Here is a 23,235-nt window from a genome sequence, read left to right on the forward strand (position 1 = left end):
TCATCATATTTTCTACTACTCTTTAATTTATGGAAATATACAATTGATTAAATTCAATTATATTTCCTCTAAGGAAAGCTATGATAACTTAAGGAGTTAAACATGAACAAAGATATATTTGAAGGAAAATGGGAAGAATTAAAAGGTCAAATGAAACAAACCTGGGGCTGGCTAACTGATGATGACTTAAAACAAATTGAAGGCAATCATCAGGAACTTTACGGAAAATTACAAAAACACTATGGTTACAACAGAGACGAAGCTGAAAAAGCTATAACTAAGTTCCGTAACCAATTTAGACAACATTAATAACCAAGCAAGGCCCTACTCTAGTAGGACCTTGCATTATCTTTAAGGTATTGGATGAAAAGGAATTTATGTTTAAATATTAAAATTATAATAAGTCTTAACCATAAAATGACCTAAATTAAATGTTAATCTTCTTCTCTTAGTTGAGTATGGTAAAAGGGGATTTTAACTAATGCATATTTGGCCGCTAGGTTGAGAATTTGAGTCTTTGTACCTTTGAAGCGTTTGGTTTCAGAATAAATTACTAATTTTTTTCCTAAGTCAAATCCCCATCCAAAACAAATGGTTCCAGGTGGGATTCCATTTATAGAATCAGGGCCAGCAATTCCCGTGGTAGCTATGACTACATTGGCTTCACTATTGTGTAGAGCGCCTTCTACCATCTCCCGTGCAACTTCTTCACTAGTCAGAGTAAATGTATCGATAGTCTTTTGTTTAACACCTAGTAATCTTTTTTTAGCGGATTCGGAATAGACGACATAGCCCGCATCCAGACATTCACCACTCCCCGCATAGTTAGCTAGTAAATGGATAATCTGACCTGCAGTGCAGGATTCAGCAGTGGTCAAAATTAAATCTTTCTCTTTAAGATAATCTAGTACTTTTTTTAACTTCTTCATGGAAAATCCTTTTACCTTATATTATTACTCTATGAGATTTAAGATATTTAACTAAATTGTAAAATGATTATCTAAGAGAAGAAAAATAATCATGGTAAAATTTCCTAAGGAAAATGGTCCAATATTATTAGCATTACTGTTTTCATACTGATCTTCTTAGTTTATTGCTTTTTTATTTTTACAAAGCCTAGGGCAATTATTATGTTGCTAAAAATAAGTAAAAAAAGTCTTCTATGTTCAAGATTTTAGCACGATATTTATCGCTTCAGAAATTTATAGAGCAAATACACAGCACCACCAGTAATTAATAAGGAAGTTATTGGTTTTTTATGGACAAACAAAGATGTTTTTTGAGAGTACTCTTTAATTTCTGCCTCAAGTTCTTGTAATTTCTCTCTCCCTTCCTCATACATACCCAAAATAAATTTCTTACCTTCTTCTACTAGCTGTTGAATAGCTTCATTCGCTTCCGATTCCTCTACAGTGTCTTTCTTGCGTGAATGGGAGATGGATTTTATATTTTTCATACTTAACTCCTTTCATCTCATCTAAGCAAATTTTCGCGAGCAAAATTTTGAGTTTGGAAATAGAAGGCCCCTAGTAACGGACTCATTAAGTTCTAAATTTCTATGATATTTTATTCACGATGCCTTCTTTTGCACTGCACAATTAAAGAATAGGTGGCCCAAAAGTAACTGTCAAAGACTCCATAATATTTGAATAAATTTTGTACTACTGTGTTACATCCATTAATAGAGATTTATGAAGGAAGGGCTAGCATAAGGGATTCTTAAGATTAAAGACGGAATTGTATTGGCATGAATCAATGCATGAAGTCTCCAAATTACATCGTATTTGGACAGGTACTGTAGCCCGAACTTGTTCTATAGCTTTTTTGGTACTTTAAACGAGAGCTTTCATACAATATTAAGAATGTTCTTAGTATTTCCCGAATATAAGTGGCCTCACGAAGGGCTAGGCATGAGGCCATTTATCTTTAAAGCCCCGGAAAATTTTTAGATTTTATCAAGCACTTAATGCTTTTCCTGATTCTCATTCTAAAATATTCCCTCTTTCACCGATAACTACCCAGCATTAACAGTCTGAGTTTTCTTTTTAGAATTAATTGTTAAATATGTCCTAGCAACAATAAAACAATTAAAATAATTAGCAAAAGACCTACAAGACCAGAGGGACGATACCCCCATCCTCTACTATAAGGCCAAGCAGGTAGAACCGCCAATAGAATGATAATTAATATAAGTAACGAAATTAAACTCACGTTAATTCCCTTTAAAGTAGTTTCTAGAAATAGAATAAGGCATAAAAATTTTATGCCCTATAAGATTAATCCTCGACTTCACACGTAATTTTTGTGCAATCGCGGCAATTTGCTGCAGCTGAGGCAAATGCATTGTTGGCTGAAGCTTTTGTTTCTGACAATTTTTTATCGGCAGCTTGCTCAGCAGCATCAGCGCTACTACTAGCATTGGTTGTACAAATCCAATTTTTGGTAAGATCTGTTCTTGATGCAGAAAAACCTGAAGCCATAGTAGCCAATAACAATCCACCAAGGACTAATTTTAGAACTCCATTCATCATTTTCTCCTTTTAAAATAGATAATATAGTAAGCATATAAAATTAAAAAAAACAATCTAGTATTCTTTGCATCAAGAATAGGGGGGCAAGCTAACAAAATAGTTTTTGTTCTATACTTTAAGAAGTATTAATTACAAGGAGATAAAGATGGGATATATTATAGCTTGGCTATTAGGTGTGCCATTAAGCATTCTCGTCTTAATTTGGCTCGTTTCACATATTTTTTAATCACAAGGAATATTTATGACTAGAGAAAAGGAATTAATAGTCGAATCAACAACACTAACCCCACCACTGAAGCGTATCTCATGGAGTGCTATTTTTATTGGCGCACTTGTGGGTGTGGGGCTAAGTTTTTTATTAAATCTTTTTGGCGTAGCGATAGGACTAAGTGCCTATTCAGTTAATAATGGTTCAACCACACTAGCCGTAGGCGGGCTTATTGGCATTATCATAGGAATTATTGCAGCGATGTTAGTCGCAGGTTATGCAGCAGGCTACCTTGGCCGAGGATATTGTCCACAACGAAATCTTGGAATACTTTACGGATTTGCCACCTGGACTGTTGCTTTACTTTTAAGTGCCGTAGTTACTGCACACTTCAGTCAATATGTACAAGGTTATACTCGTGCAGTAACCAATACTGTTGTGGTTCCCGATAATTCGGTCTCTACACCTTCAGTAACCGTTGAGCCAAAATCTGAAGATGAAACAACTCAGTCTCAAGTTAATGTTAAAGTTACTCCTGAACAGTTAACTTGGGCGTCCTTTATAATTTTTGTGCTTTTCTTCATTGGGGCATTTGCAACGTGTGTAGGCGCTTGTTGGGGTATGTCCTGTAAAAGGATTGATTAGAATAAACCCAGGTCAACTTTGACCTGGGTTTTTCATCTTAGTCTATCATACTTCAAACTTAAATTGTTCTTAAATTCTGCGATTACGATTTACTGGGTAACCATTTATGTCCATAATTGAGCCATCTATCTCAATTAGGATGGTCATTTATTACATGGGAAAATGATATTTAAAGCAATACTCATTAAAAACGGTAAGGTTTATTAAACTTTAAAGTATATATTTTACCCAGAAAAATAGAAATAGATTAATAATAACGCTGCCAGTGTCATAAGTACTAAGGCGATAAAACCGAAGATATTAGACCATTTCCCATTGGTAAATTTCCCCATAATCTTTTTGTTATTAGCAAGATGAAGTATTACAGCAATGAGTAAGGGAGCGGTTAAGCCATATAAAATTGCAGTATAAAGTAGTGCCTGAAAGGGATTTAATTCTATAAAATCAATACCTAACCCTAACAGCAAAGCTACTATTATTATTAAATAAAAACACTTTGCTTTATAAAATTGTTTATCTAGCCCACTTTTCCAACCGAACAACGTTGTTAGGGTGTAAGAAAGGCACCCGCCTAATACAGGAATAGCTAAGAATCCTGTTCCAATCACCCCTAGAGCAAAAAGAAGATATGATAATTTTCCGGCTAGAGGCTCCAAAGCTTTTGCTGCTTGCTCGACTGTTTCAATGTTGGTGATTCCCTCTTTAAACAAGATAGTACCCGTTGTGAAAATGATAAAGTACATAACCAAATTCGAACTCAACATTCCAAATGCAACATCTTTGTTCATGTGTTTAATATCACGTCTCCCAACCATTATCCCTACTGATTTATCATAATTTTCAGCTTCCATAGTGGCTTGCCAAAAAAACAAATAAGGCGAAATAGTGGTACCTAAAATAGCTACCAAAATACTTAAGTATTCTTTATTGAATTGAATGGTTGGAACAAAGGTATGCTTTAATACTTCTATCCAATTTTGTTGTATAAGAAAAGGAATAATAAGATATAGCAGTAAAGATAAGCATAAATATTTTAATACAGCGACTATCTTTTTATACGATAAAAAAATAATCAAGAATATAAGGATTAAGGTAAAAAAAAGAGAAAATAGATAAGCAGGAATTATCGGCATTACTAAATTCGCCACAGCTCCCATGCCTGCAATGTCGGCACCAATATTAAGGATAATGGCAGGAGCCGTGAAGAGCACAGTAATACCTAAAATGGGCTTGGGATAGTGTTTTTTTATGTTAGTTGCTAATCCTTTCGAGGTTACTATGCCAATTCTTGCACACATCTCTTGTATAGCAAGCATGAGAGGAAAGGTGATTAATGCTGTCCAAAGGGTTAATAACCCGAATTGGGCACCAGCTTGAGAATAAGTCGCAATTCCTGAAGGGTCATCATCACTGGCGCCTGTAATAAGACCGGGACCCAATCGCTTAAAAAACCTTAATACTCTCTTTGTTCGAGAAGGTTTTTCTTTTACCATCCTATTTGCTTCCTATGATCCAACTCACACTATTCCATCTCGCTTAAGAGATGCTATATTTTAAAAGATTCCTTCAGAGAATGTTTTCATTTTATCATAAATAAATTAGATAATAATTTGATGGCAAAGTCATGAATTCTTTATCTAAGATTTAAGAAATTCTCTTATTACTTCATAGTATGCCAAGCTCCTATTGTTAATAACAGACAAGATTTATTATTAAAATGTGTTTATAAATTTTCTGAAGTACTGCATCCCTCGCATTCCAATGCTTATATTTATTATGATTCCGCATAGACATGGATCATTTCTTCTGTAAAAATTAAAAACTATACCAGATACATCGTAATGGAATTGTTTAATAAGATGAGTTCTTGGTGTAATTATGGATAATTGATTGTAATTCGGAGGTATTTTATGACAAACCAAGATACAATAGAGCTGGAAAAGACATACGGTTCATTGGCAGTGGCAAATAAATTACGACGCATAGCAGATGCTATTGAGCAAAACAAAGGATTTCAAATACAAATCAACAAACAACGTATTTATGTGCCAGTAGATGTTTATGTTGAATTTGAGTATGAAGAGGAGGGTGATGAATATGAGCTTGCAATAGAAATGAAGTGGAAAAAAAATAAAGGTTAGTTTTTCTTGCAAGGTTTCTTGCTGATTACTCTTTTGCACTTGATTATTTTGTTTCGCCTCAAGGGCTATGGCTGCTATTATCATAGTCATAAGAGTAACGAAGATTAAATAGGAAGTAGTTTCTTTTTCATCTAAATCTCCTTTCTAAATTGGGATATCAAAAATTCAAGTTTCTTGAATTTCTAAAGTTCTCTTTCGCTTTATTTTAGTGCAAAAGAGTATTTCATATGCCAAGGCACATAATATATGTGCCCCTCATACTTGCAAAGCATCTTTACCCTACTATTCGAAATAATTGTCATTTCTTGTTAAAAGCAAATAAATGCAGAATCCAACTCAATTTTACTCATCAAAAAATATGACCTCGCCAGAAGAAACATCGTACAAACCGCCAACTATTTTAATGGCTCTTTGCTCCTTTAGCTCCTTTATAATACTACTTTTATTCAGAATATTTTGAATGCTATTTTTGATATTAATTGTGGCAACTTCATTGACATAAGCGAGATTACTTCCGGTTCGATTTTCTTTAAATGTTTTTTCCTGGTGGACTGCCGGTTTTATTTTTTCTAAAAGCTGAGTCAAATACCCCAACTGAGCATCATCACAAGCCCCTTTTATTGCACCACAATTGGTATGGCCTAGCACTACAATTAATTTAGATCCAGCTACTTTGCATGCGAATTCTAAACTACCAATAATATCATCATTCACAATATTACCAGCAACTCTAATACTAAAAATATCTCCTAGACCTTGGTCAAATATTAATTCTGCTGGTGTTCGTGAATCAATACAACTGAGGATTGTGGCGAAAGGATATTGCCCATCTGCTGTTTCATTTACTTGTTGCAGTAGATTTCGATTAAATCGCAAGTTTTGCATAAACCGTTGATTTCCCTTTTGCAGCAAATCAATTGCTTGGTCTGGGGTGATATTATGTTGATCTTTTTTACTAATCGTTTTCATAAATGCTCCAATCCAATAATTTAATTATTTACCTTGCTTTTTTTAATTTCCATAACGTTATTCTCTATGGTGCTACAAATATCATTCAGAGGTAAATGGCTCAAATTCTCAATTGAAAAAGGGTTTTGTAGCTCTACTCCTATTTGGTCTAATGAAAAAAGAGCATAGGCGACCAAAGTCACGATAATAGGATTAATATATGCAGAATAATTAACTAGAGCCACTGGAAGTATAATCAAAAATAAAAGAATAAATCGACGTGATTTAATTGCCATCACAAAAGGCATGGGCGTTTTTAATATCCGTTCGCATGCCCCTTGACAATCCAAAACTGTTTGACGAAGCTCTTCTGCTTTCAAAAAAGAAAACTGATTTAATTCACCAGTTTCTTGCTTTTGAGACAACATTGAAGCCAGCTTTGATGAGATTAAATTAGGTTTGTGTTGCCACTGCTGCAATTCGGCATATGTATCATTACATAATAAATGTTTTACTTCTTCTATGGAGGTAATTCCCCTAAGACTGTTTTTCATAAGATAGGGCATTGCCGCAATTAGGCCAAGAATTTTATCTATCTCGCCTCTATTTGAAGAATCTACGTAACTTATTATAATAATTGCCAGATTCCTACTACAATTAACCACATTACCCCATAGTTTTCTTGCTTCCCACCAGCGATCGTATCCCGCATTTACACGAAAAACTAAAATTAATCCCATAATTACCCCTGCGTACTCAAAAGGGCTTATAGGAAGAGACAACCAGGGAATAAAAATACTTAGTAAAGAAATAAAACACGAATAAACACATACTGCCAAAACCTTTTTCCATACTCTAGGAGTAACCGAACCATGAATGGCAAGCGCACATTCCATGAAATTAGGATATTCATATTGATTTATAATTTTTTTATTTTCTTTCATAGCAATTCGCACCTAATTTATGCCTAAAAACTCCTGGTTGCTTTGCATAATACAGTTAAAAATGAACATCGATTAACACTCGATAAATTCTTTATCTTTCAACAATACTTTTTCGTTGTTCGAAAGCTTATCAAGGTGGAATTCAATTGCCCATGAGTATAAAACAGAACGAAATGTTATTTGAACCGATGACATAGCTTAGATCCTCTTAATTTTAAATTAATTTTTAAAAATAAAGCAAAAAATTTTCAATTTAATAGTAAGAGATGAAATGTAAATTTTACTTCCTAAGAGGTTGTTATTAATCCTCCTCATCATAAAACATTGATACTGTTAATATGGATTATTTGCTCTAATTTCAAGATGATTTTTAAATAATTTTTAGGTAAATTACCATTCAATCCCAATAATTCCTAATGAAACAATGCTGTTAAAATCAACTTTTGTCTCAATATGCTTATCAATCACCCGCCTCAATGCGTGGTAATCTACCCTCTCATTGCGACTTCTATCTGCAACAGTTGAATTAACCAATTCAAACAAAAGGTGCTGTTCATAAGATTTGGTAAACTTGCCGTTAATGTCATGCCAGTCAAGGCGTTGCGTTGTGGTTGGCCCTCCATCGCAGTAAGGACATCGACCTCGTCGTGGTGTAATTTCAATGGTGGTTTCTTTGCCTAAAATGGGTAAATAGCGCAGTTGTAATAGGCGACCATTGCCGGGAGGACGCGAGCGGAGTCTACTTTGGGCGCTCAACTCAAAGATGCGTAGAGCCTCTTTTTTTCAATTACTCCCGTATACAACTTTCAACCGTAACTCACAATCTTTCTTAATATTATGTTAATTTTTAATCTATAAGATATATTTAAATTCATTTAGATTGGTTATTAACTATGTTGCGTGTTTTTCGTTCTAAGAGAAAAATTGATGAGATAACTCCTGATGAGTTACAACCCTCAGAGAAGAATGAGGGGATTAAGAAACAAAAAATTAATTCTGCCGAAAGAAAACAAGAAAGGCTCGAATGGCTCAAGCGTGTAAACTACTCCCAAAAGAGAGATGAGGTTATAGCAGCTTCTTCAGAGGCCAAACGATTAAAGGCAGCCTTAGAAGCCGATTCAGAGAATGAACAAAATATCGGGGAATTTGGTGATACACTGAGACGATTATCACGGGCTCTTCAAGAATATGATCAATGTTTAGCAACAAGGTCAGAGACAGGATTCAAAAATTTTCTTAAACAGCAAATAAATTATGACTCTATTAAAGCTTTATCGGTTTCCTCGGAGCTTCTGCTTCAAGCTGCAAATGAGAAGAAACAAAAAATTAATTCTGATCAAAGAAAACAAGAAAGGAATGAATGGCTAAAACAAGTAAACTATTCTCAGAAGAGAGATGAAGTCATAGCGGCTTATTCAGCCGTTCTGAAATATTCAAAGGCAGCTTTAGAATCCGATACTAACGAAAGACAAAACAATGAAAAACTTGATGATGCATTGAGGAAATTAGCTCAGGCTCTTCAACAATATGACGAATGTTTAGTATCTAGTCCCAGTATGAAATTCAAAAATTTTCTTAAAGAGAAAATGGAATATAACCGCATAAGAGCACTATCGGCCTCCTCTGACTTACTACTTCAAATTGTAAGCAAAATAGCATCAGTTAGAAATACCATAGCCACGGAAGCTGAAATTGTTGATAGATTTAAGCGAGAAATTGAACAAATAATCGAGGAGAGATTTAAAAATTTAGAGGATTTTAACGAAGAAGATATTGTCGTTGCAAATCAATTACTACATATACAAATGCAAATGAATAGTATAGTGGATTTATCAAAAAATGCTTGCAATGAAATTCGTTTCTCATTGCAAAAAAATCATGCAATTGTGTCTATTTTTAGCCAAGAAAATACAGTCTATGATAAATTAATTGATCTTTTGTCAACGCCACTTAGACAACTACAGCATAATAATGCGGAAAAATTTTTTGAAAAAGCCCAAGAAATGAAAAAACAATATGGCTTATATCAAAAAATGTGCGTGATTTACGCAAAATTACCACCGCGAAATCCTTACGTAAATTACTTTCAAAGACAAATTGAATTAGTCAAGCAAAATATCATCGATCTTAAAATAGAACTTAGAAAAATGGGTAAGCAAGAATCCGTTTCGACACAAACTATTCCAGCTCTATCATTCTTTGCTAAAACGATGAGTCAAGTTGCTCTGAATACTCCAATTACCACTTGGGAACGGCACACGGATACCTCAAATCAGGAATTTTTCTTAAAACATTTTCTTAATGATAGGTGGATTAAGTCTGCTCTTCAATCATTAAAGAAGGAGGCATTTAATATTTCCTTTTTAGAATATCTTGAAAACGGAGAATACAAGATTCTTTTCGCTATTTCTGGATCTAATGATGCTCTTTCCGATCCTTACCATACTCAAAAAAGAAATATGAAAGGCATTAACGGCTTGGTGACTGACTGGGTAAAGAGCTGGAACAAAGAGCACCCAGGCATTACTTTCCAATATGTAGAATCTTATAACGGAAGTAATTTGGGCATGGACGACGGTTTTTGGTACTGTTCAGAGCCTAAATTGTCAATAGAATATAGCAAAATGAGACGAACGAGAGCACCACAAGAACGAATTGGGCAAAATAATTGGAGCATTGATCCCACAACGTTCTCAGCACAAGAACAAGATGCTTGCACTCGCCATTGTCAGCCCAGGCAGCGGGAATTGCTTGAGTATAGTGCAAGACCGGGTAGCCCCCTGCGGGTTGTTAATTAACTCTTGTGAGGCTGGAAAATATTTTTTTGTTGTTTTAATATATTAGACAATTTGATTTATTATCACTCATGGATTAAGTATGTTTCGTTGTAGTTCGGGGACTTTTTTTGAAGAAAAATCGAACACATTTTTCGTTATTCTCAAGGAATTGCAAGAAGCAAAACCTGATGATATTTTAACTAAAATTCAAAATTTTGTTTCGCTATATGAAAAAGGTGAGTTCGATAATTATTTTACGGATGCAAAATTACAAAATATTTTCAGTGACTTGATTTCATTGCATAGCGAAATGCTTACTGAAATTGGCTTTGCTTCAGGAAAACAAGTTCCTCTTACCCAATTAAATCCATTACAGCAATTATTAGGGGTTTATTATCTATCACTAGCCTTAAAGGAAATAAAATCGACTAATCCAGATAAATGTTTTAATGAAAAAGCAACTAAACTATTGCACAAAGCAGCGGACTCATCTATTCAGGCTATTTTATTTTTGCGACCTTTATATTTTCTGAAATGTTTAGAACATAATCCTTCTTTCGCTGCAGAAGAAGTGAATCAATTTGCTTCTCATTTGGGTGAAAAATATAAATCACCCGGGTATCTTCTCTATGGCGAGCTTTTAATGTATCTTTGCCAAAGATTAATTAAGATAAAGAATTTAACCCCATCTTCTCCTATTAATTCCGAGAAAATTTATCGACTCTTTCATGATGCTGTATTAAATTTGTATGTTGGTGAATTTTTGCAGACTATTTCCCCTAATGAAATAAACAATGCCTATGGGATTACTACCGGAGATTTACCTTTTGCGCGTGAGCTATTCTTATATTCCAATGGTGCTACTACAATCACGGATTTTTGTAGAGAAATGAGAAAAGGAATGAATATTGGAGTCGATATCTCTGGAATAAAAAATGAAGCAAAAAAAATCGCTGAAATTATCGTGGCCAGGCAGTGTTTAGAACTCACCTGCACATCGGAATCTTATAGTTTGTAGCCGTTAATAGGTTTTTTATACTAAAAATCATTTCAAGTATCTTAAATTTTAAAAAAGATTTACTGCAGATTAACCCGTGTTGAAAAGGATCTAAATTGAAAATTCATGGCTCTACCCTGAAAACGGGGGCACTTTAATCGAGTTAGTATAGACTAACCCTTTGATTTCGCAGTCAAAAGGAGATTAAGTGCCGAGGAAAGATGTTATCCTAAATTTACCAGGTTTTGCTATCAAAATGTCCTTATCGAGACATAGGTAACAAAATATTCCGGAGACATAGGTTACACTCATAGGCATTTCAGGAGAAGTGAATGCCTTGGAAGGAGTGTAATAAAGTGGATGAAAAGATAAAATTTGTAGCAAGATTGTTAGATGGCGAGCAAATGTCTACTTTATGCCAAGAATTCGGTATTTCCCGAAAAACCGGGTATAAAATTTATGATCGCTATAAACATAGTGGATTAGAAGGGTTAAATGATCGGAGTAGAGACCGCATCGATATGCTAATCAACTTCCATTCCAGCTGGAAAAAGAAATATTAAACGTTAAAAAAGAAAAACCTTCATGGGGCGCGCGCCTAAGATTCGAGAAAAGCAAGCGTAGGCTGGGCTGTCAAGCCCAGCGGTTGTCGAACTGATTTTACTCTCCAAAATGTCCATCATGAAATTCATCATTATAAGCCCAATTGACAGCCGATTGAATGAATCGATGGATACTTGGATAAGGCCATTTAGATGGACCTAGAGACATAGTGATGTTTTACGGGAGTGTAATGAATATAATTGATATGCTGTTCATAATCTGCATCATTTCGAATACAGTGTTCCTCAAACCTTAAAGCTGGGCTTAATTAACAGCCCAGCCTACGCTTGCTAATAGGACAAGATAAGCTTTTTATAGATAAAGGGAGGTTTACAAATTAATTTAATGCATTAAGAATTTCATTCAATTCACGCACGACATCCCTTATTGAAGAAAACCTGGTTTTTTTAGGACTTTTGAATCGATTTTCTAGTGAGTTTTTCTCTTCATCATAATGCTCCAAATACTCAATAATTTCTTGAAGAGACTTCCTTATTTGTTCATTTTTCATAATTTGTCTACCTTTATTATCCATATATGTCTAAGTATAATATGAAGCTCTTATAAGCAGACTGTGCTATAATTAATCATGAATGGATTCTTTAGGGAAAGTCATCATGTTAGGAACAATTTTACTAATTTTGCTCATCCTTTTGCTTTTGGGTAGCGTACCAAGATGGGGGTATAGTAGGAGCTGGGGATATACACCGATGGGGATTATTGGACTTATCTTGGTTATCTATCTGATACTTGTTCTACTGGGTAAAGTACCTATTGGGTTCTAATTGGAATTAGTCTTAACCAACCTGAATGTCCCTTATAGCAAATTGAAATCGGAGAAAAGCGAACTAGGCAGCTTTTAATTTAATCTTGGGGAGACAATGTGGTACGAAGTTGGGTTAAGCGCAGATAATGAGGCTACCCTATGATTTTTGGTATTTTAAACCTAACACTTTGGGGATATATTTTAGCAACCCTTGTTCTAACTCAAGTCACCATTGCTTCAGTCACTCTTTATTTGCATCGCTATCAAGCCCACCGTGCTTTAAACTTGCATCCAATAGTGAGTCATTTCTTTCGATTCTGGATTTGGTTAACAACCGGTATGGTGACCAAAGTATGGGTTGCTATCCATCGTAAACATCATGCAATGACAGATGTTGAAGGGGATCCACATAGCCCCCACATCTTTAGTATAAAAAAGGTCTTTTGGCAGGTCCCTGAATTGTATCGCGAAGCAGCAAAAGATAAAGATATGATTGACAAGTATTCTCATGGCGCTCCAAATGATTGGATTGAACGTAATCTGTATTCTCGTTACCCTAACAAGGGTATACTTCTTATATTTCTAATTAATTTGCTACTGTTTGGCCTGCCTGGAATTACTATTTGGGCAATACAAATGATTTGGATCCCGCTATCAGCAGGTGTAGTGAATGGCGTGGGTCATTATTGGGGATATCGCAATTTTGAATGCTCTGATAAGTCAACCAATGTATTTCCCGTGGGCTTTCTAATAGGTGGGGAAGAGCTTCATAATAATCATCATACATACGCTTCTTCTGCTAAATTTTCTGTGAAATGGTGGGAATTCGATTTGGGCTGGTTTTATATATGTTGTCTATCCTTTTTAGGACTTGCTAAGGTAAAAAAAGTACCTCCCACATTAGCCAGAGACGATACCAAACTATATGTTGATTTAAATACTATAAAAGCCGTCATTAGTAATCGTTTTCAAATTATGTCCGATTACTACAAAAGGGTAACTGTTCCCATTTTGAAAAATGAAAAACGCAACCATATTAAAAATAAAAAAGAATGGTATTTATTTAAGGGTGCTAAACGTCTATTACGCCAAGAAACCACAAAAGCTAACTCTCATTTGCAAGTCTTACTAAATCATTTTGAACAATTACAGCTTGTTTATAATTATCGTAAATCATTGCAACAAATTTGGTTAAAAAAAGCATCCTCTCAAAAGGAGTTAATTGAGTCTTTAAGCCAATGGTGTAAAAAAGCGGAAGAATCAGGCCTAGATGTATTGCATCAATTTTCTCTTCGGCTAAAAAGCTACGTCTTAATTGACACAGATGGCTCATCAGTGAAAATGCTGAAAAAATGTAAATGAGGGTTCGTGGTTCATTCTATGTAATTGATAGGCATTGGAATGCATCAAGCAATAATAAGTTGGCTGCCTAAACTCGCCAGAATTTCTTCCTTTCTGGTCCGCAAATATTTTTGCGACAAAAGCCCCCTTCTACATACATGGACTATAATTAACTATTATGGAAAAAAGAGAAATTAAAATGCTAAATATGGAACCTCGAAAAGTTAGAGATATTCTTGATCAAATAAAACGCTTTAAAGAAAAAGTAGATGAGTACCCTAAATTGACCACTGAAAAGGATACACCTTACATTTTATCTGATCCTTGGTATCAAAGTATGCTTAATACAATAAATAACTTACCACCTGACCAACAAGCAACCTTGGTCGCTTTAATGTATTTAGGTCATGGGGATTTTAAGAAAAGCGAATGGAGTGAGGCTTTTGGGGTCGCTCAAGATCAACTAACAACACATATAGGGCAATACTTATTATCACAACCCAATGTAGTAAACTGTATTGAAAATGGCCTAAGGATTTTAGGTGTCACAAAGAATTAAGGCTCTGCCCAACGAAGAGGCACATTAATCAAGATTAATTACAAATAAAATCAGTAACCTTGCGATGTAACAAATCTGCCAATTGCTGCCTACAACTGCCTGAAACAACAGGGATTATATTTTAATTTGTTACAAATCTGCTACACCTTGTATTTGCGATCAAATAAATCTGTTGCTTCATCTTGTATGATGAGTCGTTCCTTTAGTTGCTAGATTGCCTGCATCAACAGATTTAATCATGGCTATGCGTGTCATTTATCTACAATCAATCTGAAGCATTATACTTTGGCTGTATTACCGGATGAGCCTCTAGTTATCGGTAATGACCACGCGAAGCTTGATTCATTTTCTGCTGAGCCATGTTTACTTTTAATGGTCGTCCTTCTAATGGCTTCCCATTCATTTCTAAAGCTTTCTCTGCCTCGTGTTGAGAACTAAACGTGATAAAACCAAATCCTTTGATTTGACCAGTAAGGCGATCTTTAATTAAAAGAAGCTCCTCTATCTTCCCATATTTAGAAAACTCTGCTTGCAATGCTCCTTCAGTAATCCCAAATGGTAAATTGCCCACATATATTTTATTTTGTTTCATTGTTGCGTTCCTTAAGTTTCACGAACAATGCTCCAGAGAATGGCTAGAAACCAAACATACTAAAAAGAATATTGTGCGCATTAATTTAAATTATCAAACGGCAGGTTAGCATTTTAAATGGGCAATTAACAATGATAAAAGCATGCGGCTCAAAAATAAAATACTAGCCTTATTGTCATTTTTGCTATTCGCTTTAATAGCTTTCTAAATTGAATCACATTTTTCTAGACATAAACTTATCTAGATTATTTGCAAATTCTCGAATTTCTTTTTGAGCTAGTTTTGCAGTTCCTCCTATTAACAAGTCGCAACTTCGCAGTGATTCATTAAGGTTTCGAATAGCCAGATGTCGTTTAACATTCTGGACAGAATACATTCCCCCTCTTGGGTTTAGAGCAATCCTCCTTAGTAATCACAGCATCGGCTAATGGTATATCAGCCGTAATCACCAAATCACCGCCAGTTCATGTTATTCAGAATATATTTATCGGCTACATCAAACCCAAAACCAACTTGATATTTTTTTATAAATGGCGACGGAGGAACTGATATATTGTGATTTGACACAGCAATTAAATAGGTTTGGGTTCTGATTGCTGCTCGAAATAAAAGATCTTTAATAACTTTAGGACAAGCATCCCCATCAATCCAAATTTGCATCAAAATATCCTAAATGTTCAAGTTGATATCCGATTTTTATTCTTTCGCCCCAATTTATAATTTTTATGAGTCCCCTTCTTTTTTATTGCTTGTGTGTTGTTATTTTGAGTGGGTAGGCGATGAGTTGACTCAAAATTATCGACCTCTATTCTTTCGAGTCGATGATTAATCATTTTTTCAATGTCTTGTAATTGCTTAAACTCATCCGCGCATACCAACGAAACAGCAAGACCTTTGTGTCCTGCTCGTCCGGTACGACCTATACGGTGCACGTAATCATGAGCAACTTGGGGCAAAACAAAGTTAACTACTAAAGGTAATTGTTCAATATCAATCCCTCTTGCCGCAATGTCGGTTGCAACTAAAATTTTTACTTTGCCCGCTTTAAAATCATTGAGTGCTTTAATGCGTTGAGGCTGACTTTTATTACCATGAATTGCTAATGCAGAAACATTGGCTGAAGCTAATCCTTTAACAAGCTTATTAATATGTTCATAGGGTTTTACAAATTCGAACATACAGATTCTGATTGGTTTTGCTATAAGAACACAGACAGAATGTAGTGCTAACTATATAGATAAGGCTATTAAAAATCATTTAGAATAATTTTGATTCAAATTGATTGAAAAAAACAATTTATATATTAAAAGCATAAAAATCCCCACTATAGCACAAAAAATACTTGCTGATAGTATCCCCAACCGAGCAGCATTAATAAGGTTTTTATCGAACGCTAAATTAGCGATAAAAATAGCCATTGTAAATCCGATCCCAGTTAATATACTGCCACAAGCTAACATTATCCAATTAAGATCTCTAGGCCGTTTCGCTAGTCCAAAAAATTCACCGATAAAACTAAAACCCAAAACTCCGATTGGTTTTCCCAAAATGAAACCTAAAAAAACAGCTGCAGTAACCCAATTCGTAAAATCTGTAGGAGATATCGGCACACCTGCGTTAGCTAACGCAAATAAGGGCAAAATTAGATAGCCGACCCATGGATGCAAAAAAAATTCTAATCGTTCAACCGGGGAAAGAGCTTCACGAGCAGCCACTTCAGCCCTTTGCAATGCTCTACGATCTTCAGTGTCGCCGCTCCAGTGCTCCCCTGGAGGGTAAGAAACCACATGCGCTAAAATTTCATGCATTTGTTTGTCTTTTATCCATGTTGTGGGGGGTGTCATTAAACCTAGAATAACACCGGTAACCGTAGGATGAATACCTGATGTATCTACCACCACCCAAATGAGAACACCAATAAAAAAATAAGCGGCTATATTACGAATTCCCAGCATTTTCATTACATGTACAAAAATAAACCCTATTGTCGATATAAAAAGAGCCATCCAGGAAATATCATGACTATAACCGATGGCAACAACCAGAATTGCACCAATATCATCAATAATCGCCAGTGACAACATGAACATACGAAGGCTTTGAGGAATATGTTGACCAAAAAGTGCCAAGCAGCCAATCACAAAAGCAGTATCAGTTGCCATAACTGTACCCCATCCACTCTGTCCTGATTCACCTGTTTGGAGCATGAGGTAAATTAGAGCCGGTACAAGCATCCCACCAAGAGCAGCCGCTACAGGAAGTGCAGCCATTCTAGGATTTCGCAACTCACCAAATACCAATTCTCTTTTCAATTCTAAAGAGACAAAAAAGAAAAATAAGGTCATTAATCCATCGTTTATCCAAGCATGTATTGGACGAGAAAATTCAAAATCCCCCATGTGAATTCCCAAGGATATTTCCCAAACGGATAAAAAAGGCCTTGACCAACGCGAGTTTGCAACTATTAACGAAATAATGGTAAATAATAACAATAAGCATGCTGTGCTTGTCTCAATACGAATAAATCGTGCCAATGGTTTGGATATCCGATGTATGGGCTCTTTAGGTAATTGTGGATTTAATGACACTTGATTATGACTCCCTTAGTTATCAATGCTATTGATCCCGGAACTTTTATAAAGTTACTTAATATAAAATAAGATGTTGTTCTTAATATCAGAGGTATACATGGGTTGCGAATGCCCATCAAGCTGTTGTCATAGCAGATAGAAACGTGCTAAGAACAACATTAACATTAAATTTAATATGTTTATTGTAGAATAATTGCAGGAATTAATAGTAGAATCTACAGCCTTATTGCTGCATATTTATTTTCATCATGCATCCTTAATCAAATTTATAACCAATTTGATCACTGGCTCCTACTTTACAATGCTAAATATATCTACTATTCTAGAAATATGGACATAAAAAACGCTCTAAAAATATTTGATACGCTTTCCCAGGAAACACGCCTGCAAGTTTTTCGATTACTTGTTCAAGCTGGTCCTGGAGGATTGTCTGCTGGTGCAATAGGCGATGAGCTAAAGATAGTTCATAACACACTTTCATTTCATCTTAACCATTTGTCGAATGCAGGAATTGTGAGCTCTTCTCGCCAGGGACGTTATATATACTACGCGGCAAATTTTGCGTTAATGAAGGATTTTATTGCATTCATAGTTCAGGATTGTTGCAGTAAGCAACAGGTTAAAATAAGGCACTCTGACAACAATGATTGCTTGCTTATTGAATTAAATAGTTGCTGTGATTCAAACAAAAGGAGCGAGTTATGAAACGCTTTCATGTTCATCTTAGAGTCAATAACCTAGCTGATAGTATCCAGTTCTACAATGCACTATTTGGTGTAGAGCCCGTAAAAATTAAAGAAGATTACGCCAAATGGATGCTTGATGATCCTCGTATTAATTTTGCCATATCAACCCGCTCTGGTAAACGTGGAGTAGACCATCTTGGTTTACAGGTTGATGATGCTGCCGAACTAGGTGCCCTCAGAGACCAATTTTCAAAAGCTAATATTTTAACCCATCATGATGGTGAAACCGTCTGCTGTTATGCTAAATCAGAAAAATCATGGGTAAACGATCCTTCTGGTTTGGCCTGGGAAGCCTACTATACAATGGATGATGTTCAATTGTTTTCAGGTGAGCAGAAAACAGAGGATAGTACCTGCTGTCTCCCAAAGAAAGATAAAGACAATACGTGTTGCAATCCAACCTCAAAATCCACAAGTTGCTGCAGGTAATGACTACGCAACCGATCAGGGTATTGTTCTTTTCTGCACGATTATCCTGAATACATGACTGGATTGATTTTGATTGGTCTTGCTCGATGCATTGCAATGGTAATTGTGTGGAATCAATTGGCTCAAGGCGATAATCAGTATGCTGCTGCCTTAGTTGCATTTAACAGTCTATTTCAACTAGTATTTTTTAGTATCTATGCTGGTTTTTCTTAACAATCCTTCCGCCACTGATTGGACTGCAGGGACAAACCATTCATGTTGAGTTCCTCACCATCGCGGAAAGTGTGTTTATTTATCTAGGAATTCCTTTTCGTGCAGACTTTACCAGCCGCTATATTTTAATCAAACAGAGAGGCTTATCTTGGTATGAATCAGTTTTCCTACCCAAAATTACACCACTTACCTTGATTGCCTTACTTTTTACTATCTTTGCTATGTTTTCTTTGAAAGGCGCTATGGTTTTACAACTTCCCATTGATGTTATTCATATCGCCATCCCTTTAGTTATCTATTTTTTTGTCATGTTTATAATCAGTTTTGTCATGGGAAAATTGATTGATACCAATTATGAAAAAACGACAGCGGCTTCTTTTACCGCAGCTAGCAATAATTTTGAATTAGCCATTGCAGTTGCTATTGCAACCTTTGGTCTAAACTCAGCTATCGCTTTTGCGACAGTAATTGGTCCTCTTGTTGAAGTCCCGGTATTAATTTTATTAGTTAATGTTGCACTATGGTTTAAAGAGCAATGGTACCTGAAGTATAATCCTGGTAGGAATCCGGACTAATATTAACTGCAATCTACTCAGTTGAAACCAATAAAAACAACACTAATGAAAATTGTATATTGTAGCTTTTTAAGCTATATTTGTAGCTTATTTGGCTTCATAAAAACTTATGGTAAATACTTCAGTATTGTTTTCTGAATATCGGCGCCGCGTACTTGGACTGTTATTACTTCATCCAGAAAACCGTTATCATGTTCGTGAGATTGCTCGACTAACCAGCACAACTGCAGGAACCCTTCATCGTGAACTCTCTAAACTTGCTAAAGCTCAGGTGTTAATACGCGAAGTCAGTGGCAATCAAGTTTATTATCAAGCTAATCGCAATTTTCCTATTTTTAATGAGCTCGCTAGCATTTTAAAGAAAACTTCTGGATTAGTAGATATATTGGCGGATGCTTTAGCGCCGTTAATCGAAAAAATTGAAGTGGCTTTTGTATTTGGTTCTGTGGCAAGAGGGACCGAAAACTTAGGAAGTGATATTGATGTTCTAATCATTGGTAATGTTGGCTTTGCAGAAGTTGTGGCAGCACTCTATCCTGCCCAAACAAGTTTGGGGCGAGAAATTAACCCTAAAATATATTCCCAGACTCAATGGAAAAAATGTTTAAGTGATCAGGATGTTTTTATCCAAGAGATTATGAACAGTCCCAAACTTTTTGTTATTGGAGAGTTTGATGACATTAGATAATCTCGTTGGTAAAACCCTTGAGAAAACTACACCTCATCAAGACATAATAAAACGACTTTTACATGCTGCTGAAAGAAATATTGCTGATTCCAAGATCAACGCCGTGAGCGCAGAGAATCGTTTTGATGCTGCCTATAAAGCGATCATGCAAATCGCAAATACAGCGTTACAAGCCAATGGCTACCGAACCTTAACCAGTAAACCAGGTCATCATCAAACCATGATTCAGTTATTACCTCAGACCTTGGGAATTGATAGGAATACCGTAATTATATTGGATGCCATGCGTAAACAACGTAATCTTGCTGATTATTCCGGAGACTTTATTCCTGAAAGTACCGTAACAACTTGTATTGATCAAGCGGAAGAATTATTAAAGAATTTTAGAGCATGGTTAAGTGTTAATTGGCAAGGATTTTAATGATAATTAATCGATCAAGAAAACACGCAAACTAATGATCAAGCCCATGCAACAAACTTTCTTAATTCTAATCACAAACGCGCAATTAAACTGCGCTTGTTAAAACAACTAAAGAATAATACAAGATGAGACTCCCTTTATCATTAAAACCTTCTTCTGTTAACCGCACATTGGAGTTAATCCGTGCAATTTTAAATCGAGCATATAAACAGTGGAAATGGTTGGATTCAGTTCCAGCAATTCGAATGCGAAAATTTGAAAATAAGCGGTTACGGTGGTTAACAAGGGCTGAAGCACAGCAGTTGCTGAATGAGTTACCACCACATCTAAAAGATATGGCGGCGTTTACTCTGGTTACTGGGTTAAGACAATCAAATGTCACAGGACTGCAATGGAATGAAGTGGATATGAAAAAAGGCCATGCACTTATTCATCCCGATCAATCCAAAACTAAAAAAGCAATCCCTGTGCCGTTAAATTCTATTGCACTGGAAATATTAGAAAGGCAAAAAGGAAAACACCCTGATTTTGTATTTACGTATCAGGGAAAACCAATAACTCGTTGTAATAACCATGCATGGCTGAAGGCTTTGAAGCGGGTAGGCATTAAAGATTTTCGCTGGCATGACTTACGCCATACTTGGGCGAGTTAGCATGTCCAAAATGGTACATCCTTACACGAGTTACAGCAACTTGGTGGATGGTCAGAATATGATACTGTACTGCGCTACGCACATCTTGCAAGTGACCATTTACGGAAAGCTTCAGAGAGAGTATCAGGCACGTTTACGTCACCCCGACTTGGTTCCTAAGTCAAACTTTTGGCTAAGTCTTTGATTGTCCTTATCGAGACATAGGTAACAAAATATTCCGGAGACATAGGTTACACTCATAGGCATTTCAGGAGAAGGGAATGCCCTTGGAAGGAGTGTAATAAAGTGGATGAAAAGATAAAATTTGTAGCAAGATTATTAGATGGCGAGCAAATGTCTACTTTATGCCAAGAATTCGGTATTTCTCGAAAAACTGGGTATAAAATTTATGATCGCTATAAACATAGTGGATTAGAAGGCTTAAATGATCGGAGTAGAAGACCGCATCGATATGCTAATCAACTTCCATTCCAGCTGGAAAAAGAAATATTAAAAGTAAAAAAAGAAAAACCTTCATGGGGGGCGCCCAAGATTCGAGAAAAGATTTTAAGGAAATACCCCGATGTAAAACCACCAGCGATTAGCACGATTCACACTATTTTGGATAAATATGGGCTTGTTACTCGGCAGAAGAGACGCCGCTATAAAGCGCAAGGGACCGATCTATCATTTGGCAAGAAGCCCAACGAATTATGGTGTGCAGATTATAAAGGCGAGTTTCAACTAGGGAATAAACAATATTGTTATCCATTAACAATTACAGACTTTAATAGTCGCTATTTACTTGCTTGTGAGGGTTTAGTGACTACTAAAGAGCAATATGCCATTACTGTATTTGAACGTGTTTTTAGAGAGTTTGGTATCCCAAACGCTATTCGCACCGATAATGGCGTTCCTTTTTCTTCTCCGCATGCTTTATTTGGTCTAAGTAAACTTTCCGTATGGTGGCTTCGATTAGGCATTAGCATAGAACGAATAAAACCGGGGAACCCACAGGAAAATGGCCGTCATGAACGTATGCATTTAACTTTGAAAAAAGAAACGACGAAACCTGCGGGAGAAAATTTTTTGCAACAGCAAGAGAAGTTTGATCGCTTTATACAAGAGTATAACCATGACCGCCCACATCAGGCTTTGCAAATGAGATACCCAGGTGAAGTTTATGTTCCTTCAAATAAAGAATACAAAGGTCTACCCGAAGTTGAGTATCCCTTTCATGATAAAACCATTACGGTCACTCATTGTGGTAGAGTCTGTCTAAAGGGCAAGAAAATAAATCTAACTAGCGTTTTGGCAGGGCAAAATGTTGGAATTAAGGAGGTAGATGATGATATTTGGTTAGTTAGTTTTATGCAGTATGATCTAGGATATTTTGATGAGCAGACATGTAAATTGGAGCCTTTACCCAATCCTTTTGGGCCTAAAGTGTTACCTATGTCTCCGGTATAATTTGTAACCCATGTCTCCGGAATAGACCGATTTTAAATGGCGCGCTCGGAGGGACTCGAACCCCCGACACCTTGGTTCGAAGCCAAGTACTCTATCCAGCTGAGCTACGAGCGCATAGGATGGTTTAGGTAAATCGTTAATGTCACACTAGTTATCTGGTCTTTGCGGTAGGAGCCCAGAATGGTGGGCCGTATAGGAATCGAACCTATGACACAGAGGTTAAAAGCCTCCTGCTCTACCGACTGAGCTAACGGCCCTCTACAGCTAATAATTTTTGATCAGATGCTTCTTTTTAAATATTTCAGTATAACACTTAAGTTACACTTAAATGGTGGGCCGTATAGGAATCGAACCTATGACACAGAGGTTAAAAGCCTCCTGCTCTACCGACTGAGCTAACGGCCCTAAAGAGGCTGGA

The 23,235-nt window shown here is 36.0% G+C and carries 26 protein-coding genes, 3 tRNA genes and 4 pseudogenes; 16 read left to right on the plus strand and 17 right to left on the minus strand.

What is annotated here, in order from left to right; genetic code table 11:
- Positions 1–102: 102 nt before the first annotated feature.
- Positions 103–309, plus strand: a complete 207-nt coding sequence (locus CKV79_RS10895; protein ID WP_028373487.1) for a CsbD family protein — start codon at positions 103–105, stop codon at positions 307–309.
- A gap of 125 nt (positions 310–434) precedes the next feature.
- On the opposite strand, the gene CKV79_RS10900 is transcribed toward CKV79_RS10895, so the two are convergent.
- The 4 genes from CKV79_RS10900 to CKV79_RS10915 all read right to left on the minus strand — a co-directional run bounded on the left by CKV79_RS10900 (position 435) and on the right by CKV79_RS10915 (position 2,528).
- Complete coding sequence (locus CKV79_RS10900) at positions 435–929, minus strand: CinA family protein (RefSeq protein ID WP_028373486.1); 495 nt, start codon at positions 927–929, stop codon at positions 435–437.
- A gap of 257 nt (positions 930–1,186) precedes the next feature.
- Entirely contained in the window at positions 1,187–1,456 is a 270-nt protein-coding gene (locus CKV79_RS10905) for a hypothetical protein (protein WP_051546171.1), read from the minus strand.
- 602 nt (positions 1,457–2,058) lie between these two features.
- A complete protein-coding gene (locus CKV79_RS10910) occupies positions 2,059–2,211 on the minus strand; it encodes a DUF3309 family protein (RefSeq protein WP_197697229.1) in 153 nt (50 codons plus the stop codon).
- Between the two features lie 65 nt (positions 2,212–2,276).
- Complete coding sequence (locus tag CKV79_RS10915; RefSeq protein ID WP_028373485.1) at positions 2,277–2,528, minus strand: hypothetical protein; 252 nt, start codon at positions 2,526–2,528, stop codon at positions 2,277–2,279.
- Positions 2,529–2,772: 244 nt separating this feature from the next.
- On the opposite strand from CKV79_RS10915, the gene CKV79_RS10920 reads away from it, so the two are divergent.
- On the plus strand, positions 2,773–3,384 hold the full coding sequence (locus CKV79_RS10920; RefSeq protein WP_028373484.1) for a hypothetical protein: 612 nt from the start codon (positions 2,773–2,775) through the stop codon (positions 3,382–3,384).
- Positions 3,385–3,608: 224 nt separating this feature from the next.
- Here the strand turns inward: CKV79_RS10920 and CKV79_RS10925 are convergent, their stop codons facing one another.
- Positions 3,609–4,877, minus strand: coding sequence for an NRAMP family divalent metal transporter (locus tag CKV79_RS10925; protein ID WP_028373483.1), 1,269 nt, complete (start codon positions 4,875–4,877; stop codon positions 3,609–3,611).
- Positions 4,878–5,294: 417 nt separating this feature from the next.
- Here CKV79_RS10925 and CKV79_RS10930 point away from each other — a divergent pair, with 417 nt between their 5' ends.
- Positions 5,295–5,525 (plus strand): amphi-Trp domain-containing protein, encoded by a 231-nt coding sequence (locus CKV79_RS10930; protein ID WP_028373482.1) that lies wholly within the window; start codon positions 5,295–5,297, stop codon positions 5,523–5,525.
- 342 nt (positions 5,526–5,867) lie between these two features.
- On the opposite strand, the gene CKV79_RS10935 is transcribed toward CKV79_RS10930, so the two are convergent.
- From CKV79_RS10935 to CKV79_RS10945, 3 genes are all read right to left on the minus strand, one after another.
- The gene (locus tag CKV79_RS10935; RefSeq protein ID WP_028373481.1) at positions 5,868–6,494 is read right to left on the minus strand and encodes a carbonic anhydrase family protein; all 627 of its coding nucleotides are present in this window, start codon (positions 6,492–6,494) and stop codon (positions 5,868–5,870) included.
- Positions 6,495–6,514: 20 nt separating this feature from the next.
- Positions 6,515–7,417, minus strand: coding sequence for a bestrophin family protein (locus tag CKV79_RS10940; RefSeq protein WP_028373480.1), 903 nt, complete (start codon positions 7,415–7,417; stop codon positions 6,515–6,517).
- 390 nt (positions 7,418–7,807) lie between these two features.
- The gene (locus CKV79_RS10945) at positions 7,808–8,173 is read right to left on the minus strand and encodes a hypothetical protein (protein ID WP_028373479.1); all 366 of its coding nucleotides are present in this window, start codon (positions 8,171–8,173) and stop codon (positions 7,808–7,810) included.
- 137 nt (positions 8,174–8,310) lie between these two features.
- On the opposite strand from CKV79_RS10945, the gene CKV79_RS10950 reads away from it, so the two are divergent.
- From CKV79_RS10950 to CKV79_RS10960, 3 genes are all read left to right on the plus strand, one after another.
- Positions 8,311–10,215, plus strand: a complete 1,905-nt coding sequence (locus tag CKV79_RS10950; protein WP_028373478.1) for a hypothetical protein — start codon at positions 8,311–8,313, stop codon at positions 10,213–10,215.
- Between the two features lie 79 nt (positions 10,216–10,294).
- Positions 10,295–11,212, plus strand: coding sequence for a DUF5630 domain-containing protein (locus CKV79_RS10955; protein ID WP_028373477.1), 918 nt, complete (start codon positions 10,295–10,297; stop codon positions 11,210–11,212).
- 311 nt (positions 11,213–11,523) lie between these two features.
- Entirely contained in the window at positions 11,524–11,754 is a 231-nt protein-coding gene (locus tag CKV79_RS10960) for a helix-turn-helix domain-containing protein (protein ID WP_051546170.1), read from the plus strand.
- 377 nt (positions 11,755–12,131) lie between these two features.
- On the opposite strand, the gene CKV79_RS10965 is transcribed toward CKV79_RS10960, so the two are convergent.
- Positions 12,132–12,305 (minus strand): hypothetical protein, encoded by a 174-nt coding sequence (locus CKV79_RS10965; RefSeq protein WP_154660310.1) that lies wholly within the window; start codon positions 12,303–12,305, stop codon positions 12,132–12,134.
- 106 nt (positions 12,306–12,411) lie between these two features.
- Between CKV79_RS10965 and CKV79_RS10970 the strand changes: the two genes are divergently transcribed.
- The 3 genes from CKV79_RS10970 to CKV79_RS10980 all read left to right on the plus strand — a co-directional run bounded on the left by CKV79_RS10970 (position 12,412) and on the right by CKV79_RS10980 (position 14,460).
- Complete coding sequence (locus CKV79_RS10970) at positions 12,412–12,579, plus strand: DUF3309 family protein (RefSeq protein WP_065235531.1); 168 nt, start codon at positions 12,412–12,414, stop codon at positions 12,577–12,579.
- Between the two features lie 140 nt (positions 12,580–12,719).
- Entirely contained in the window at positions 12,720–13,922 is a 1,203-nt protein-coding gene (locus tag CKV79_RS10975) for a DesA family fatty acid desaturase (RefSeq protein ID WP_028373475.1), read from the plus strand.
- A 157-nt stretch (positions 13,923–14,079) separates the two neighbouring features.
- On the plus strand, positions 14,080–14,460 hold the full coding sequence (locus CKV79_RS10980; RefSeq protein ID WP_051546169.1) for a DUF3775 domain-containing protein: 381 nt from the start codon (positions 14,080–14,082) through the stop codon (positions 14,458–14,460).
- A 313-nt stretch (positions 14,461–14,773) separates the two neighbouring features.
- Here CKV79_RS10980 and CKV79_RS10985 read toward each other — a convergent pair whose 3' ends face one another.
- The 5 genes and pseudogenes from CKV79_RS10985 to nhaA all read right to left on the minus strand — a co-directional run bounded on the left by CKV79_RS10985 (position 14,774) and on the right by nhaA (position 17,640).
- The gene (locus tag CKV79_RS10985) at positions 14,774–15,052 is read right to left on the minus strand and encodes an RNA recognition motif domain-containing protein (RefSeq protein ID WP_028373473.1); all 279 of its coding nucleotides are present in this window, start codon (positions 15,050–15,052) and stop codon (positions 14,774–14,776) included.
- Positions 15,053–15,266: 214 nt separating this feature from the next.
- Positions 15,267–15,501, minus strand: a pseudogene (locus tag CKV79_RS14070) (DUF188 domain-containing protein).
- A 4-nt stretch (positions 15,502–15,505) separates the two neighbouring features.
- On the minus strand, positions 15,506–15,712 hold the full coding sequence (locus CKV79_RS14075) for a DUF188 domain-containing protein (RefSeq protein WP_331712962.1): 207 nt from the start codon (positions 15,710–15,712) through the stop codon (positions 15,506–15,508).
- Positions 15,713–15,729: 17 nt separating this feature from the next.
- Positions 15,730–16,197: pseudogene (locus CKV79_RS10995) on the minus strand (helicase-related protein); the annotation flags it as partial.
- A gap of 108 nt (positions 16,198–16,305) precedes the next feature.
- Positions 16,306–17,640 carry a Na+/H+ antiporter NhaA gene (gene nhaA, locus CKV79_RS11000; RefSeq protein WP_035915629.1) on the minus strand — a complete coding sequence of 445 codons (1,335 nt, stop codon included), beginning with the start codon at positions 17,638–17,640 and terminating at the stop codon, positions 16,306–16,308.
- 333 nt (positions 17,641–17,973) lie between these two features.
- Between nhaA and CKV79_RS11005 the strand changes: the two genes are divergently transcribed.
- The 7 genes and pseudogenes from CKV79_RS11005 to CKV79_RS11035 all read left to right on the plus strand — a co-directional run bounded on the left by CKV79_RS11005 (position 17,974) and on the right by CKV79_RS11035 (position 22,817).
- Entirely contained in the window at positions 17,974–18,348 is a 375-nt protein-coding gene (locus CKV79_RS11005; RefSeq protein WP_028373471.1) for an ArsR/SmtB family transcription factor, read from the plus strand.
- A complete protein-coding gene (locus CKV79_RS11010; protein ID WP_028373470.1) occupies positions 18,345–18,818 on the plus strand; it encodes an ArsI/CadI family heavy metal resistance metalloenzyme in 474 nt (157 codons plus the stop codon). Before CKV79_RS11005 ends, CKV79_RS11010 begins: the two co-directional genes overlap by 4 nt.
- Positions 18,819–18,872: 54 nt before the next feature.
- Positions 18,873–19,606: pseudogene (arsB, locus tag CKV79_RS11015) on the plus strand (ACR3 family arsenite efflux transporter).
- 109 nt (positions 19,607–19,715) lie between these two features.
- Positions 19,716–20,294 carry a nucleotidyltransferase domain-containing protein gene (locus CKV79_RS11020; protein ID WP_028373469.1) on the plus strand — a complete coding sequence of 193 codons (579 nt, stop codon included), beginning with the start codon at positions 19,716–19,718 and terminating at the stop codon, positions 20,292–20,294.
- Positions 20,281–20,715: a hypothetical protein gene (locus tag CKV79_RS11025; protein ID WP_028373468.1), complete on the plus strand. Its 435-nt coding sequence runs from the start codon at positions 20,281–20,283 to the stop codon at positions 20,713–20,715. The genes CKV79_RS11020 and CKV79_RS11025 overlap by 14 nt, the downstream gene beginning before the upstream one ends.
- Before the next feature lie 149 nt (positions 20,716–20,864).
- A pseudogene (locus CKV79_RS11030) lies at positions 20,865–21,527 on the plus strand (tyrosine-type recombinase/integrase); the annotation flags it as partial.
- Between the two features lie 126 nt (positions 21,528–21,653).
- Positions 21,654–22,817, plus strand: a complete 1,164-nt coding sequence (locus tag CKV79_RS11035; RefSeq protein ID WP_028373467.1) for an integrase core domain-containing protein — start codon at positions 21,654–21,656, stop codon at positions 22,815–22,817.
- A 37-nt stretch (positions 22,818–22,854) separates the two neighbouring features.
- Here CKV79_RS11035 and CKV79_RS11040 read toward each other — a convergent pair.
- From CKV79_RS11040 to CKV79_RS11050, 3 genes are all read right to left on the minus strand, one after another.
- Positions 22,855–22,931 (minus strand) — tRNA-Arg (locus tag CKV79_RS11040).
- A gap of 67 nt (positions 22,932–22,998) precedes the next feature.
- Positions 22,999–23,074: transfer RNA gene (locus tag CKV79_RS11045), tRNA-Lys, on the minus strand.
- Positions 23,075–23,146: 72 nt separating this feature from the next.
- Positions 23,147–23,222, minus strand: a tRNA-Lys gene (locus CKV79_RS11050).
- Positions 23,223–23,235 lie beyond the last annotated feature (13 nt).

The organism is Legionella lansingensis, assembly GCF_900187355.1.
Taxonomy (GTDB): Bacteria; Pseudomonadota; Gammaproteobacteria; order Legionellales; family Legionellaceae; genus Tatlockia; species Tatlockia lansingensis.